We start from the raw sequence: 13,233 nt of genomic DNA on the forward strand, positions 1-13,233 counted from the left end.
CGCCGCGTCGCCGGCGACCCCACGTGACGGAGAGATCCCATGCGCTTTCTCGTGAAACGACTCGCGTCGGCGGTCTCGCTCCTGTTCGGGGCGACGCTGATCGTGTTCCTCCTCCTGTCGCCGGCATTCGACGACATCGCCTTCAACGTGCTGGGCGAGAACGCCACACCCGCGCAGGCGGCCGAGCTCAACGCCGAGCTGGGGCTCGACCAGCCGCTGATCGTGCAGTACCTGCACTGGCTCGTGGGCGCACTCACCGGCGACCTCGGCGACTCGCTGTTCAGCACCGAGTCGGTGGCCGCGGCGCTCTCCGTGCGGATGCCCGTCACGGTCGCGCTCGTGATCCTCGTGACGGTCCTCAGCGGGGTGCTCGGGTTCGCGATCGGCATCGCGGCCGCGGTGAAGCGCGGGTGGCTGGACCGTGCGCTGCAGTTCATCGCGACGCTCGGCGATGCGCTTCCCGCGTTCATCATCGCGCTCTTCCTCGTGACGCTGCTCGCCATCCAGCTCGGGATCCTGCCCGCTACGGGATACACGGCGTTCGCCGACGACCCGGGGGCGTGGGCACGCAGCATCACGATGCCGGTGATCGCGCTCACCGTCGTCGCCGTCGCGGGCATCGCCCAGCAGGTGCGCAGCTCGATGATCGCGACGCTCCGGCAGGACTACGTGCGCACGCTGCGCAGTCGCGGTCTGTCGGAGAGGCGCGTGGTGCTCGGGCATGTGCTGCGGAACGCATCGACGACCGGCCTGACGTCGCTCGCGGTGCAGGTCGTGGGGATCCTCGGCGGTGCCGTCGTCATCGAGCAGATCTTCGCGCTGCCTGGGCTGGGAAGCCTGGCGGTGCAGGCATCCGGTCGTGCGGACATCCAGGTCGTGCTCGGCACGGTGACCGCGTACGTCGTCATCGTCGTGATCGTCAATCTGCTGGTCGACCTCGCCGTCGCCTGGCTGAATCCCAAGGTGCGTCTCTCATGAGCCAGACAACGACACTCGTCACGGCCGCGCGCTCGCAGCGCGGAGGCGTGTTCCGCCGGTTCCTCCGCAACCCCCTCGGCGTCGCCTCGGCGATCGTGCTCCTGTTCCTGGTGCTCGCCGCGCTCGCCGCCCCGTTCCTCTCGCTGCCCGACCCCGGCGTCGCGAACCTGCGCGAGGCGCTCGAGGGGTCGAGCGACGTCCACCTGCTCGGCACCGACTCCTCGGGGCGCGATGTGCTGAGCCGCCTCCTGTGGGGCGCGCAGATCAATCTCGCCGGGGCGGCGCTCGCGCTCGTCGTCGCGGTGGCCGTGGGGCTGCCGACAGGACTGATCGCCGGCTACTACGGCGGCTGGTTCGACAGCGTCGCGAACTGGTTCACGAACCTGAACATGGCTCTCCCGGGCATCGTCGTCCTGCTCGCGGTGCGCGCCGTCGTCGGCCCGTCGGTGTGGACGTCGATGGCCGTCTTCGGCGTGCTCCTCTCGCCGTCCGTCTTCCGCATCGTCCGGGCGGCGGTCCAGTCGGTCCGCGGCGAGCTGTACGTCGACGCCGCGCGCGTCTCGGGGCTCGGTGACGCGCGCATCATCGGCCGTCACGTGCTCACGGTCGTCCGCGCGCCGGTCATCATCCAGACGGCGCGCCTCGCGAGCATCGCGATCGCGATCCAGGCGGGACTCGAGTTCCTGGGGCTCTCCGACGCCTCGGTCCCGTCGTGGGGAAGCATGCTGAACGAGGGATTCCGGCGCATCTTCGTCAATCCGTCGCTGGTGTTCTGGCCGAGCCTCGCGATCGGCCTCACGACGATGGCCCTCATCCTTCTCGGCAACGCCATGCGCGATGCCCTCGAAGACCGCGGATCCGGTGCCGCCACGCGCGTCGGGCGCACCGAGCGCGTCGATGCGCCCGCCGAAGGGCGCTCGCCGCTGCTGTCGGTGCGCGACCTCGAGGTCAGCTACGGCGTCGGCGACGAGCAGAAGACCGTCGTCCACCAGGTGAGCCTGGATGTCGCGCCCGGGGAGGTGCTCGGTCTCGTCGGCGAATCCGGATCCGGGAAGTCGCAGACCGCGTTCTCGGTGCTGGGACTTCTGCCCGAGGGCGGGTGGGTGTCGCGCGGGTCCCTCCTGTTCGAGGGTCGTGAGCTCACGGAGCTCGCTCCGGGGCAGCGCCGTCGGCTGCGGGGCGACGGCATCGCATACGTGCCCCAGGAGCCGCTGAGCAACCTCGACCCGTCCTACCGCATCGGCGCCCAGCTCACGGAGCCCCTGCGTGCGGCGCGGGGCATGTCGCGCCAGGCCGCGCGCGAGCGGGCTCTCGAGCTCCTCGCCCGCGTCGGCATCCCCGACCCCGAGGCGACCTTCCGGTCCTACCCCCACGAGATCTCCGGAGGGATGGCGCAGCGCGTCCTCATCGCCGGCGCCGTGGCGGGCGAGCCCAAGCTCCTGATCGCCGATGAGCCCACCACGGCGCTCGACGTGACGGTGCAGGCGGAGGTGCTCGACCTGCTCCGCGACCTCCGCAGGGAGTCGGGCATGGGCGTGCTGCTCGTGACGCACAACTTCGGCGTCGTCGCCGACGTCTGCGATCGCGTCGCGGTCATGCAGGCGGGCCGAATCGTCGAGACCGGCGACGTCGAGGACATCCTCGAGCGCCCCCGTGAGGACTACACCCGAACGCTGCTCGACTCGATGCTCGAGGCCGGCGGCGACGTGCGCGTCTACCAGGACGCCGCGGAAGGAGGAGCGTCATGACCGCGTCGACACCCCTGCTGCGCATCGAGGATCTCGAGGTCGTCTACAAGGGCAGGGGAGGCACGAGGTTCCAGGCGCTCAACGGCGTCTCGCTCGACATCCGCCCGGGAGAGACCGTCGGCCTCGTCGGCGAATCGGGGTCGGGGAAGACGACGATCGGCCGCGCGGTCCTCGGCCTCGCGCCGATCAGCGCCGGCCGCGTCGAGTTCGACGGGCGCGACATCACGCACGCGTCGACCCGCGACAGGCGCTCTCTCGCGCAGGACATCCAGGTCGTGTTCCAGGATCCCTACTCGTCCCTGAACCCGTCGATGACCGTCGCCGACATCCTCGCCGAGCCGCTCCTCATCCAGGGGTGGTCGCGCCACGATGCCTATGCCCGCGTGCGCGACCTCCTGGATCGCGTGCAGCTGCCATCGGACGCGTCGTCGCGCCTGCCGCGTGAGTTCTCGGGTGGGCAGCGTCAGCGCGTCGCCATCGCACGGGCGATCGCCTTGGATCCGAGGCTCATCATCTGCGACGAGCCGGTGTCCGCTCTCGACCTCACCACGCAGGCCCGCGTGCTCGAGCTGCTCGTCGAGCTGCAGGAGTCGACGGGAGCGGCGTACCTGTTCGTCTCGCACGACCTCGGCGTCGTGCGACACATCAGTCATCGGGTCACGGTGCTCTACCGGGGTGACATCGTAGAACAGGGCGAGGTCGACCAGGTCACGGCCCATCCCGAGCATCCCTACACGCAGAAGCTGTTCATGTCGGCGCCGGTGGCCGATGTCGCGCAGCAGAGGGAGCGTCGCGAGCGTCGCCGTCTGCTGGCGGCGGGAGGAGAGAAATGAACATGACGACACGGGCGGCCGATTCTGCGGTGGCGGAGCACGCGGACGGCACGAGCTACCGCGATCTCAACGGCAACGGGGTCATGGATCCGTATGAGGATCCGAGGCGCTCCGTGGATGAGCGCGTCGACGACCTCGTCCCGCGACTGAGTCTTCGGGAGAAGGCTGGCCTGATGGTCCAGTCCGTCGTCCCCGTGACGGCCGACGGCACCGTGGACGGACCGCCGATCGTCGAGCGACAGCTGACCGCGCGCCACCTCGTCGAGGAGCGACTCGTGACGCACCTCAACGTGCACAGCATCCCCGAGCCGCGGGTCATGGCGCGGTGGGTCAACGAGGTCCAGCGGCTCGCCGCGCTCGGGCCCCACGGGATCCCCGTGACCATCTCGACGGATCCGCGGCACTCGTTCACCGAGAACTTCGGCGCCTCGTTCTCTTCTGATCATCTCTCGGCGTGGCCGGAACCGCTCGGTCTCGGGGCTCTCGCCGACGAGACAGCCGTGCGCGAGTTCGCCGACATCGCCCGCCGCGAGTATCTCGCCCTCGGGATCCGCATGGCGCTGCATCCGACGCTCGACGTCGCGACGGAGCCGCGCTGGCCTCGGCAGTACAGCACCTTCGGCCAGAACGCAGAGCTCGTCGGGCGTCTCGGACTCGCCTATCTGGACGGCTTCGAGAACGGGCAGGGCGTCACGCCCGACGGGATCGCGTGCATGGCGAAGCACTTCCCCGGCGGCGGGCCGCAGCGGGGCGGCGAGGATCCGCACTTCCCGTACGGGCGGGAGCAGGACTATCCGGGCGGCATGTTCGAGTACCACCTCGAGCCCTTCCGTCGCGTGATCGAGCGCGGCGTTCCGGCGATCATGCCGTCCTACGGCGTGCCGGTCGGCCTCGAGCTCGGCGGCGAGCCGGTCGAGGAGGTCGGCTTCGGCTACAACCGTCAGATGATCACGGGGCTCCTCCGCGAGGAGCTCGGCTTCGACGGCGTCATCTGCACCGACTGGGGTCTCGTGACGGAGTCGCGAATCCTCGACAAGACCCTTCCGCCGCGCGCATGGGGAGTCGAGCACCTCGACGAGGAGGCGCGCGTGCGCCGGATCATCGAGGCAGGATGCGATCAGCTCGGCGGCGAGGACCGTCCCGACCTCATCGTGTCGCTCGTCGAGTCGGGCCGGATCGACGAGTCGACGATCGACCGCTCCGTGCGTCGTCTTCTTCGCGTCAAGTTCGAGCTCGGCCTGTTCGACGACCCCTACGTCGACGAAGACGCAGCGGCCCGCGAGGTCGGCACGAAGGAGTTCGTCGAGGCCGGGCATCGCGCGCAGGCGCGCTCGATGGTCGTGCTCTCGGCCGGTCGCCGGTCGGCCTCGACGCTGCCGCTCGCGAAGGGCATCGCCGTGTACTCGGACGAGGTGAGCGACGAGGCCCTGGTCGAGGCCGGGTTCCGCGCCGCAGCCGCCCCGGAGGACGCCGATGCGATCGTCGTGCGCACCGAGGCCCCCTACGAGCCGCGGGACACATACATGCTCGAGGCCAGCTTCCACGCCGGATCCCTCGAGTTCTCGCCCGAGTTCGAGCATCGGCTCCGGGCATACCGCGCGCTCGCACCCGTGGTCCTCGCGGTGCGACTCGATCGCCCGGCGATCCTCGAGCCGCTCATCCCGCATGTCTCTGCCGCCGTCGCCGAGTTCGGCGCATCCGATCGTGCGCTTCTCGAGGTCCTGACGGGGCAGTCGCGCGCAGAGGGCTCGCTGCCGTTCGACGTCCCGCGGTCGATGTCGGCGATCGAGGTCTCTCGACCCGACGTCCCGGGCGACACTGTCCGCCCGCTGCTGGTCGAAGGCCAGGCGAGCGCGGCGGTCGCCCGGCGCGCGGGGCGGCGCGTGTACTCCCAGGGGCGTGAGAGCCGCGAGCTGATCCTCGAGACCGCGCTCGCCGTGATCGAGCGGAAGGGCTACAGCGCGACCTCGCTGCGCGACATCGCGGCCGAGGTCGGGATGACGCAAGCCGGCCTGCTCCACCATTTCGGGACGAAGGAGAATCTCCTCGTCGAGGTGCTGCAGCAGCGCGACATCGTGGATCGGCGCGACCTCGCCCTCATGCCGGGCGACGAGCCCATGACGATCCGAACGGCCCGTCACAACGTCGAGGTGCCGGGTCTCGTGCACCTCTATGTGAGTCTCGAGGCCGCCGCGGCGGATCAGGATCACCCCGCCAACGAGTTCTTCCGAGAGCGCGAGCGCGACGTCATCGCCGCCGTGCGTCGCGACGTCGAGGCGCGGCAGCGCACGGGGAGATTCCGCGCCGACGTGGATCCGGCCATGGTCGCCCGCGTCCTCCTGGCCGTGTCCGACGGGCTGCAGGCGCAGTGGGAGATCAATCGCGACGCGGTGGACCTTCCGGGGACGATCGAGTGGCTCTGGCACGAGCTCGCGGGCGACGCGGCGGACACGGCCGCCGACTGATCGCGATCACTCGGAAGTTCAATCGTTTGAATGTTTGTTTCAAACGATTGAACTCCGTAGCGTGACGTCCACGCCGCGACGCCGCGGCCGACTCACGCTCAAGGAGGACCCGTGACTCGCACACCGGAGACCAGCCTGACCACGGCGCTCACGACCGCGCGCCCGTTCGGTTGGCGCGACCGCGTCGGCTACCTGTTCGGCGACCTCGGGAACGACTTCCTCTTCCTGCTCGCCTCGTCGTACCTGATGATCTACTTCACCGACGTCGCCGGCCTCCAGGCAGGTCACGTCGGGCTGCTGTTCCTCCTGACGCGTCTGCTCGACGCGTTCACCGACGTCGGATGGGGGCGCTTCCTCGACTCCCACCGTCCGTCGAAGAACGGCCGCTTCCGCCCGTGGATCCTGCGGGCCGCTGTGCCGCTCGCGATCATGAGCGCGCTGATGTACGCGCCATTCGTCGCCGACTGGGCGTACGGAGCGAAGCTGACGTACGCGGTCGTCACCTACGTGCTGTGGGGATCCGTCTTCTACACGATGGTCAACATCTCGTACGGATCCCTGGCCTCCGTCATCACACCGGACCCCGGCCAGCGATCGTCGCTGTCGGTGTTCCGCGGCGTGGGCGCCAACGTCGCGGGCATCTTCGTCGCGCTCGTGCCGCCGCTCATCATCTACGGCACGGTCGACGGCGTCTCGACCGTGCTCCCCGGCGCGTTCTTCGGCATCGGGATCGCGTTCGGGGCGGCCGCGATCGTCTACTACGTGATCTGCTACCGACTCACCAGCGAGCGCGTGAAGGCGCCGCCCCGCGAGCGGGCGAGCTTCCCGCAGCTGCTCCGCTCGCTCGTGACGAATCGCGCGCTCCTCGGGCTCATGGTGTCGAACCTGATCCTCATGCTGGCGGGCCTGCTCGTGAACGCGATGGCGGCCTATCTCTGGCTCAACTACTTCAACAACGGCGCCCTGTCCGGGCCCGCGCAGCTGGCGAGCTTCGTGCCCGGGCTCCTGCTCGCCCCGTTCGCCGCCGCTCTGGCCCGAAAGATCGGCAAGCGCGAGTTCATCGCCGGCATGCTCGTCCTCAGCGCGGCCGTCTTCTTCCTCATGTTCGTGCTCCACGTCACGTCGCCGTGGGCGTTCATCGTGCTGTCGGTCGTCGCCGGGTTCGGCGTCGGGACGTACAACCTGCTGGTGTGGGCCGTGATCGCCGACGTCGTCGACTTCGAGGAGGTCCGCACGGGGGAGCGCGACGACGGCACGGTGTATGCGATCAACACGTGGGCGCGGAAGCTGGGCTTCGCCATCGCGGGCGGTGCGGGCGGCATCGCGCTGGGCCTCGTCGGCTACCAGGAGGGCGGCGTGCAGCAGACGGCAGAGACGATCGACGGCATATACACGATCTCGACGCTCGTGCCGGCCGTGCTCTATGGGGTCGCGGCGATCCTGCTGCTCACCTGGTATCCGCTGAGCCGTCGCCGCGTCGCCGAGAACGTCGAGGTGCTCGCGGCGCGTCACGCGGCGCAGACCGGATCCGCGCAGGACTGATCCATGAACCGTCCCACCCTCCGCGATGTCGCCGAACGCGCCGGCGTCTCCGTCTCGGCGGTGTCCTACGCCCTGAACGAGAACAGCGACTTCCCGCTCGCCGAGCGCACGCGCGCGCGGATCCGCCGCATCGCCCGCGAGATCGGCTATGTGCCGAACTCCCTCGCCCGGTCGCTGCGTCAGCGCGCCGCGCGACTGATCGGCGTCATCCTCGACAAGCCGCTCACCTACCCGCGCTATGCGGCGATCGCCGAAGGACTGAGCGAGGGCGTCGCGGACGAGGGATATCAGCTCATGTTCCTCGCGACGCGCGACCACCAGGCGGGAGTCGACGCGGTGCGCGGCGGGCAGCTCGACGGGCTCGTCTTCGTCGGCCACGACGACCACGCGGTGCCCGACGACCTCGCGCGCGCCGTCGCAGAGCACGAGATCCCCTTCGGTGCGATCGACTGCGGCCACGCCGTGGGCGACGTGCCCTACTCGACCGTCGACTTCGACTACGCGCACGGCGTGCACCTGGTGATCGAGCACCTCGTCGCAGAGGGGGTGCAGACGGTGCACTACGTGCGCCCCGAGATCGTCTCGCACGCCGAGCGCGTGCGCGAGCAGGCGATGTTCCACGAGCTCGCGGCGCGACCGGACGTCGCGATCCATGTCCTCCAGACAGCGATCACGTCCGAATCGCTCGCCGAGATCGAGAGCTCGCGCGAAGACACGGGCTACCGCCGGGATCTGGCCCGCCGGGTCGACGCGCTGCTCGAGAAGAGCCGCACGGCACCCGCCGACACGGCCTTCGTGTGCTCGTGGGGAGCCGACGTCGAGACCGTGTTCGCGACCGCGCGCTCCCGCGATCCGCAGTACCGCGTCGTCGGGCTGGCGGCCGGCGCCCTGGACCCTGCCCAGTGGGACGGCCTCAGCAGCGCCGACCTGCCGCTCGTCGAGGGCGGGCGCGTCTGCGCCCGACTCGTCGTCGCGACCGCACGCGACGGATCCGCCCCCGACCATCTCCTGCTCGCCCCGACGCTCGTCGGCTGAGCACGGCCCCCGAAGGAACGAGGAGTCACGTTGACCCGCCCCAACATCATCTTCATCATGTCGGACGACCATGCCGCCCACGCCATCTCGGCGTACGGCAGCCGCGTCAACCACACGCCGCACCTCGATCGGATCGCCGATCAGGGCATGCGCATGGACGCCGTGTTCTGCACGAACTCCATCTGCAGCCCCTCGCGGGCATCGATCCTCACGGGCACGTACAGTCACGTCAACGGCGTCTCGTCTATCTGGACCGAGATGGACTACCGCGTGCCGACGTTCATCGACGCGCTCCGCGGCACGGGCTACAAGACGGGCATGTTCGGCAAGTGGCATCTCGGCGAGCACGGCGTCTCGCAGCCGCGCGGCTTCGACGCGTGGAAGATCTTCCCCGGGCAGGGCGACTACGTCGACCCCGAGATGATCGACGAGCAGGGGAGCCACACGGTGCCGGGGTACGCGACCGACATCGTCACCGACCTGACGCTCGACTGGATCGACGAGGTTGGCGACGCCCCGTTCGTCGCGATGGTGCATCACAAGGCCCCGCACCGCCCGTGGATCCCCGACGAGAAGCACAAGCACCTCTACGCCGACGGATCCATCCCCGAGCCCGAGACGTTCTTCGACGACTACGCGACGCGCAGCAGGGCCGTGCAGAACGTGCACATGACGCTCGCCGACGACATGGGCGCCGACGACCTCAAGCAGGAGGTTCCCGCGCACCTGCGCGGCGAGGAGAACCGCGAGGCGCGGATGCGCTGGAAGTACCAGATCTACATGCGCGACTACCTGCAGACCGTGCAGTCGATCGACGACAACGTCGGGCGCCTGCTCGATCACCTCGACGCGCGCGGCCTCGCCGAGAATACGCTCGTCGTCTACACCTCCGACCAGGGCTTCTTCCTCGGCGACCACGGCTGGTTCGACAAGCGGCTGATGTTCGACCAGTCGCTGCAGATGCCGATGCTCATGCGGTGGCCCGCGGAGATCGCGGCCGGGTCGCGGTGCGAGGGCATCATCACCAACGTCGACTTCGCGGCGACGTTCCTCGACATCGCGGGGCTGGACCCCGCGGAGGCGCTGCCGACGTCGCAGGGGCGCAGCTTCCGCCCGCTGCTGCGCGGCGAGGAGGTCGCCGACTGGCCCGACGCCGCGTACTACCGCTACTGGGAGCACGACGACCCCATTCACGGCGCCCCCGCCCACTACGGGATCCGCACGGCCGACCACAAGCTCATCTACTACTACGGCGCGGGGCTCGGCGTGCCCGGAGCGTCGGACGCCGTGTTCGAGCCCGAATGGGAGCTGTACGACCTGAAGGCCGACCCGACCGAGGTGCGCAATGTCGCCGACGACCCGGCGTACGCGGGTGTCCGTGCGGATCTCGAGAAGAAGCTGGCCGCGTACCAGGAGCGCTACGACGACGAGCCCTATCGCGGCGACGAGACCCCGCGCCCCGAGTGGGGTCCGTACGACGCCGAGCTCTTCGCCCGTGTCGAGGCGTACGTCGCGAAGATCCGGCAGACGAGCTGATCTGCCAGAGTGGCCCCCATGGGAACTGAGAGCTGCACGTGCGGATGCGGCGGGCCGTCGCGCGACTCGCTGCTGCAGGTCGGCCGGCCGCCGGCCGCGCCGCAGAGCAGGAGCGAGCCCGGGGGCCACACGATCGAGCAGGCCCGCGTGCCCGCGGGATCCTTCCTCATGGGAGATCAGTCGGGTGACCGCAACCCGGGCGATGGCGAGCTTCCCGTACACGAGGTGCGCCTCGACGCGTTCTCGATCGACGCGACGACCGTCACGAACGATGCCTTCGCGGCGTTCGTCGACGCGACGGGATATCGCACGGAAGCCGAGACGTTCGAGTTCTCCGCCGTGTTCCACCTCGCGCTGACGGCGCCCGACGAGGACGTGCTCGGCGTGCCACCGCAGACGCCCTGGTGGCGCGGCGTCCGCGGTGCCGACTGGCGCCGCCCGGGCGGCGCCGGATCCTCGATCGACGGCCTGGGCGACCACCCCGTCGTGCATGTCAGCTGGAACGACGCCGTCGCCTACTGCGAGTGGGCGGGGCGCCGCCTCCCGACCGAGGCCGAGTGGGAGTATGCGGCCCGCGGCGGGATCGCGGGGGCGAAGTACCCGTGGGGCGACGCGGAGGTCGACGCGGGCGGCTGGCGCGCGAACATCTTCCAGGGATCCTTCCCTCGCGAGAACACGCTCGAGGACGGATTCCTCACCACCGCACCCGTGCGCACGTTCGAGCCCAACGGGTACGGCCTGTGGCAGCCCGTCGGCAACGTGTGGGAGTGGTGTGCGGACTGGTTCGACCCGCGCACCTACGCGGCGTCACCCGCCGAGAACCCGACGGGCCCCGAGCGCGGCGGGGCGCGGATCCTCCGTGGGGGCAGCTACCTCTGCCACATCTCGTACTGCAACCGCTACCGCAACGCGGCCCGCTCGCAGAACACCCCCGACTCCTCGATGGGCAACGCCGGCTTCCGCACCGTCGCGCGGTAGGCGCGCGGGGCGGGGACCCGCCGCGTCAGCCGTCGCGTCGCTGTTCGGCGAGGTGGGCGCGCGCGGCATTCCCGCCGACGCGTGCTCCATGCAGGACGAATGCCAGCATGATGACGGCGCCGACGAGCGCGCCCACAGCGATGACGGCGATCGGCACCGGAACGAGGGCGAACAGCCCCGCGGCGAGGGCGGCGATCCCGGCACGCTGGTTGTCGCGCTTCGCCCGGACGTGCGCGATGCGCCACGTCTCTTCGCTGTCCATCACGACGGGAGTGCGGATCCCCGCGAACGGGTTGCGCTTCAGCCGTCCCGACGCGGTGGCACTCGCCATCCAGAGGATGAGCAGCCCCGATCCCGTCATGCAGAGGAAGATGCTGGCGCGGCCGAGCAGGTCTTCCGTCGTCATGTGTCGAGGATATGGGGTGTCTGGGTGCGGATCCGGTATTCGGCCCGCTGCGCCGGATCGGGCGCGCGTTCGGGAGGAGATCTGCGTTCGGGAGGACCTTATCGGCGGTGTTCCTCCTTCGTTGTGCAGATCTCCGCCGGAGTGCGCGTTCGGTTCTCCGGAGCGCGCTCGCCGCGTCAGCCCCCGGTCGACTCCCGCACGACGAGTTCGGGCTCGAACTCGATCGCCTCGGGTGCGCGGGTGGGGTCCTCGGAGATCTCCGCGAGCAGGTCGAGGGCCGTGGATCCGATGAGGTGCGACGGCTGCCGGATCGACGTGAGCGGCACGACGGTCGACTGCGCGAAGGCGATGTCGTCGTACCCGATGAGGGCGATGTCGTCGGGGACGCGGAGGGATCCCATCATCACGAGCGCCTGCATGACGCCGACGGCGACGAGGTCGTTCGCCGCGAAGATCGCGTCTGGCCGCTCGTCGGCCGGCAGAGCGGCGATGGCGGAGCCGGCCTCGCGCCCCGCGATGACCGTCAGCTGGTCGGTCGGCGTCGCGGTGAGCGTGGCGTCCGAGACCTCGGCGACGGCACGGCGGGCGCCCTCGAGGCGGTCGGCGACCTGGCGCAGGGAGGACTGCCCTCCGACGAACGCGATGCGCCGGCGGCCCTGGTCGAGCAGGTGCGCCGCGGCGATGTATCCGCCGCGGATGTCGTCGACGGCGACGGAGGAGAAGTCGGATCCGGGCGCCGAGCGGTCGACGAGCACGACCGGGGTCCCGTGCTGCTGCAGGCGCTCGGCGGCGTCGAGCGTCTCGGAGGTGGGGGAGAGGAGCACGCCGCGCACCCGCTGCTCCTCGAAGAGACCGAGGTAGGCGTCCTCCCGATCGCGGCGCTCGCCGCTGTTGCCGAGGAGCACCGACAGCCCGCGTGCGGCGGCGGCGTCTTCGGCCCCGCGCGACAGCTCGGCGAAGAAGGGGTTGCCGGCGTCGAGCACGACGAGGCCCACCGTGGTGGAGCGGCCGGCCCGCAGCTGGCGTGCGGCATCGTTGCGCACGTACCCGAGCGCGTCGATCGCCGCGCGCACGCGCTCGACCGTGGCGTCCGCGACGGCGTCGGGCCTGTTGAGCACGTTCGACACGGTCCCCACCGAGACGCCCGCCTCGTTCGCGACATCGCGAATGCTGACCGCCATCCGTCCTCCTCGGGTATCCCCAGGATCCTACCGGCGGGGTGCGGTCGCGGAGGGAGGCCGCGGCCCCGCTGGCCGCATTTGTCCGAATCGCGGATCCGCCCTTGCTCCTCCCAGGATGGTCGGGGCATAATGAAACGATTCAAACCTTCGGAGGTGCCTCAATGGCGAGCAAGACCGACACCACGCCCACGCGCGTGGCGTTCCGACTGCGCGTGAAGCCCGAGATGCTCGACGAGTACATGCGCCGGCACAGCCCCGTCTGGCCCGAGATGCTCCAGGAGATCGCGGCTTCGGGACGACGCAACTACTCGATCTTCCACCTCGGAGGTGGCGAGCTCGTCGGGTTCTACGAGTCCGATGACGACGCCGCGTCGCAGGCATACCTCGCGCAGAGCGAGATCGCGGCGAAGTGGGAGGCCGAGATGGCTCCGTTCTTCGTCGCGCAGGACGGCCGCGCCGACCAGAACGCCGAGACGTTCCCCGAGGTCTTCCACCTCGAATCCCAGCTGCGCGCCGCGCACACCGACTGAC

At 70.1% G+C, this 13,233-nt stretch carries 11 protein-coding genes; 9 read left to right on the top strand and 2 right to left on the bottom strand.

The annotated features are described in order from the left end of the window. Positions 1–39: 39 nt before the first annotated feature. The 8 genes from KOL93_RS01365 to KOL93_RS01400 all read left to right on the top strand — a co-directional run bounded on the left by KOL93_RS01365 (position 40) and on the right by KOL93_RS01400 (position 11,115). Positions 40–978, top strand: a complete 939-nt coding sequence (locus KOL93_RS01365) for an ABC transporter permease (RefSeq protein ID WP_221583508.1) — start codon at positions 40–42, stop codon at positions 976–978. Next, positions 975–2,726: a dipeptide/oligopeptide/nickel ABC transporter permease/ATP-binding protein gene (locus KOL93_RS01370; RefSeq protein ID WP_221583509.1), complete on the top strand. Its 1,752-nt coding sequence runs from the start codon at positions 975–977 to the stop codon at positions 2,724–2,726. The genes KOL93_RS01365 and KOL93_RS01370 overlap by 4 nt, the downstream gene beginning before the upstream one ends. Beyond that, entirely contained in the window at positions 2,723–3,559 is an 837-nt protein-coding gene (locus tag KOL93_RS01375) for an ATP-binding cassette domain-containing protein (protein ID WP_221583510.1), read from the top strand. The genes KOL93_RS01370 and KOL93_RS01375 overlap by 4 nt, the downstream gene beginning before the upstream one ends. Further along, complete coding sequence (locus KOL93_RS01380) at positions 3,556–6,024, top strand: glycoside hydrolase family 3 N-terminal domain-containing protein (protein WP_221583511.1); 2,469 nt, start codon at positions 3,556–3,558, stop codon at positions 6,022–6,024. The genes KOL93_RS01375 and KOL93_RS01380 overlap by 4 nt, the downstream gene beginning before the upstream one ends. A 111-nt stretch (positions 6,025–6,135) precedes the next feature. After that, positions 6,136–7,566 carry an MFS transporter gene (locus KOL93_RS01385; RefSeq protein WP_221583512.1) on the top strand — a complete coding sequence of 477 codons (1,431 nt, stop codon included), beginning with the start codon at positions 6,136–6,138 and terminating at the stop codon, positions 7,564–7,566. 3 nt (positions 7,567–7,569) lie between these two features. Further along, on the top strand, positions 7,570–8,601 hold the full coding sequence (locus KOL93_RS01390; protein WP_221583513.1) for a LacI family DNA-binding transcriptional regulator: 1,032 nt from the start codon (positions 7,570–7,572) through the stop codon (positions 8,599–8,601). A 30-nt stretch (positions 8,602–8,631) separates the two neighbouring features. Beyond that, positions 8,632–10,137: a sulfatase family protein gene (locus tag KOL93_RS01395; RefSeq protein WP_221583514.1), complete on the top strand. Its 1,506-nt coding sequence runs from the start codon at positions 8,632–8,634 to the stop codon at positions 10,135–10,137. An 18-nt stretch (positions 10,138–10,155) separates the two neighbouring features. After that, positions 10,156–11,115: a formylglycine-generating enzyme family protein gene (locus KOL93_RS01400; protein WP_221583515.1), complete on the top strand. Its 960-nt coding sequence runs from the start codon at positions 10,156–10,158 to the stop codon at positions 11,113–11,115. A gap of 25 nt (positions 11,116–11,140) precedes the next feature. Here the strand turns inward: KOL93_RS01400 and KOL93_RS01405 are convergent, their stop codons facing one another. Beyond that, positions 11,141–11,521, bottom strand: a complete 381-nt coding sequence (locus tag KOL93_RS01405; protein WP_221583516.1) for an SdpI family protein — start codon at positions 11,519–11,521, stop codon at positions 11,141–11,143. Between the two features lie 176 nt (positions 11,522–11,697). After that, positions 11,698–12,702 carry a LacI family DNA-binding transcriptional regulator gene (locus KOL93_RS01410; RefSeq protein WP_221583517.1) on the bottom strand — a complete coding sequence of 335 codons (1,005 nt, stop codon included), beginning with the start codon at positions 12,700–12,702 and terminating at the stop codon, positions 11,698–11,700. 161 nt (positions 12,703–12,863) lie between these two features. Between KOL93_RS01410 and KOL93_RS01415 the strand changes: the two genes are divergently transcribed. Further along, positions 12,864–13,232 carry an L-rhamnose mutarotase gene (locus KOL93_RS01415; RefSeq protein ID WP_221583518.1) on the top strand — a complete coding sequence of 123 codons (369 nt, stop codon included), beginning with the start codon at positions 12,864–12,866 and terminating at the stop codon, positions 13,230–13,232. Position 13,233 lies beyond the last annotated feature (1 nt).

This window comes from Microbacterium salitolerans (assembly GCF_019720895.1).
GTDB lineage: Bacteria > Actinomycetota > Actinomycetes > Actinomycetales > Microbacteriaceae > Microbacterium.

Bases quoted from the DNA above. Each gene is read 5' to 3' on its own strand.
- KOL93_RS01415 (WP_221583518.1), top strand. From the start codon at position 12,864: ATGGCGAGCAAGACCGACACCACGCCCACGCGCGTGGCGTTCCGACTG.
- KOL93_RS01400 (WP_221583515.1), top strand. From the start codon at position 10,156: ATGGGAACTGAGAGCTGCACGTGCGGATGCGGCGGGCCGTCGCGCGAC.
- KOL93_RS01410 (WP_221583517.1), bottom strand. From the start codon at position 12,702: ATGGCGGTCAGCATTCGCGATGTCGCGAACGAGGCGGGCGTCTCGGTG.
- KOL93_RS01365 (WP_221583508.1), top strand. From the start codon at position 40: ATGCGCTTTCTCGTGAAACGACTCGCGTCGGCGGTCTCGCTCCTGTTC.
- KOL93_RS01405 (WP_221583516.1), bottom strand. From the start codon at position 11,521: ATGACGACGGAAGACCTGCTCGGCCGCGCCAGCATCTTCCTCTGCATG.
- KOL93_RS01380 (WP_221583511.1), top strand. From the start codon at position 3,556: ATGAACATGACGACACGGGCGGCCGATTCTGCGGTGGCGGAGCACGCG.
- KOL93_RS01375 (WP_221583510.1), top strand. From the start codon at position 2,723: ATGACCGCGTCGACACCCCTGCTGCGCATCGAGGATCTCGAGGTCGTC.
- KOL93_RS01390 (WP_221583513.1), top strand. From the start codon at position 7,570: ATGAACCGTCCCACCCTCCGCGATGTCGCCGAACGCGCCGGCGTCTCC.
- KOL93_RS01370 (WP_221583509.1), top strand. From the start codon at position 975: ATGAGCCAGACAACGACACTCGTCACGGCCGCGCGCTCGCAGCGCGGA.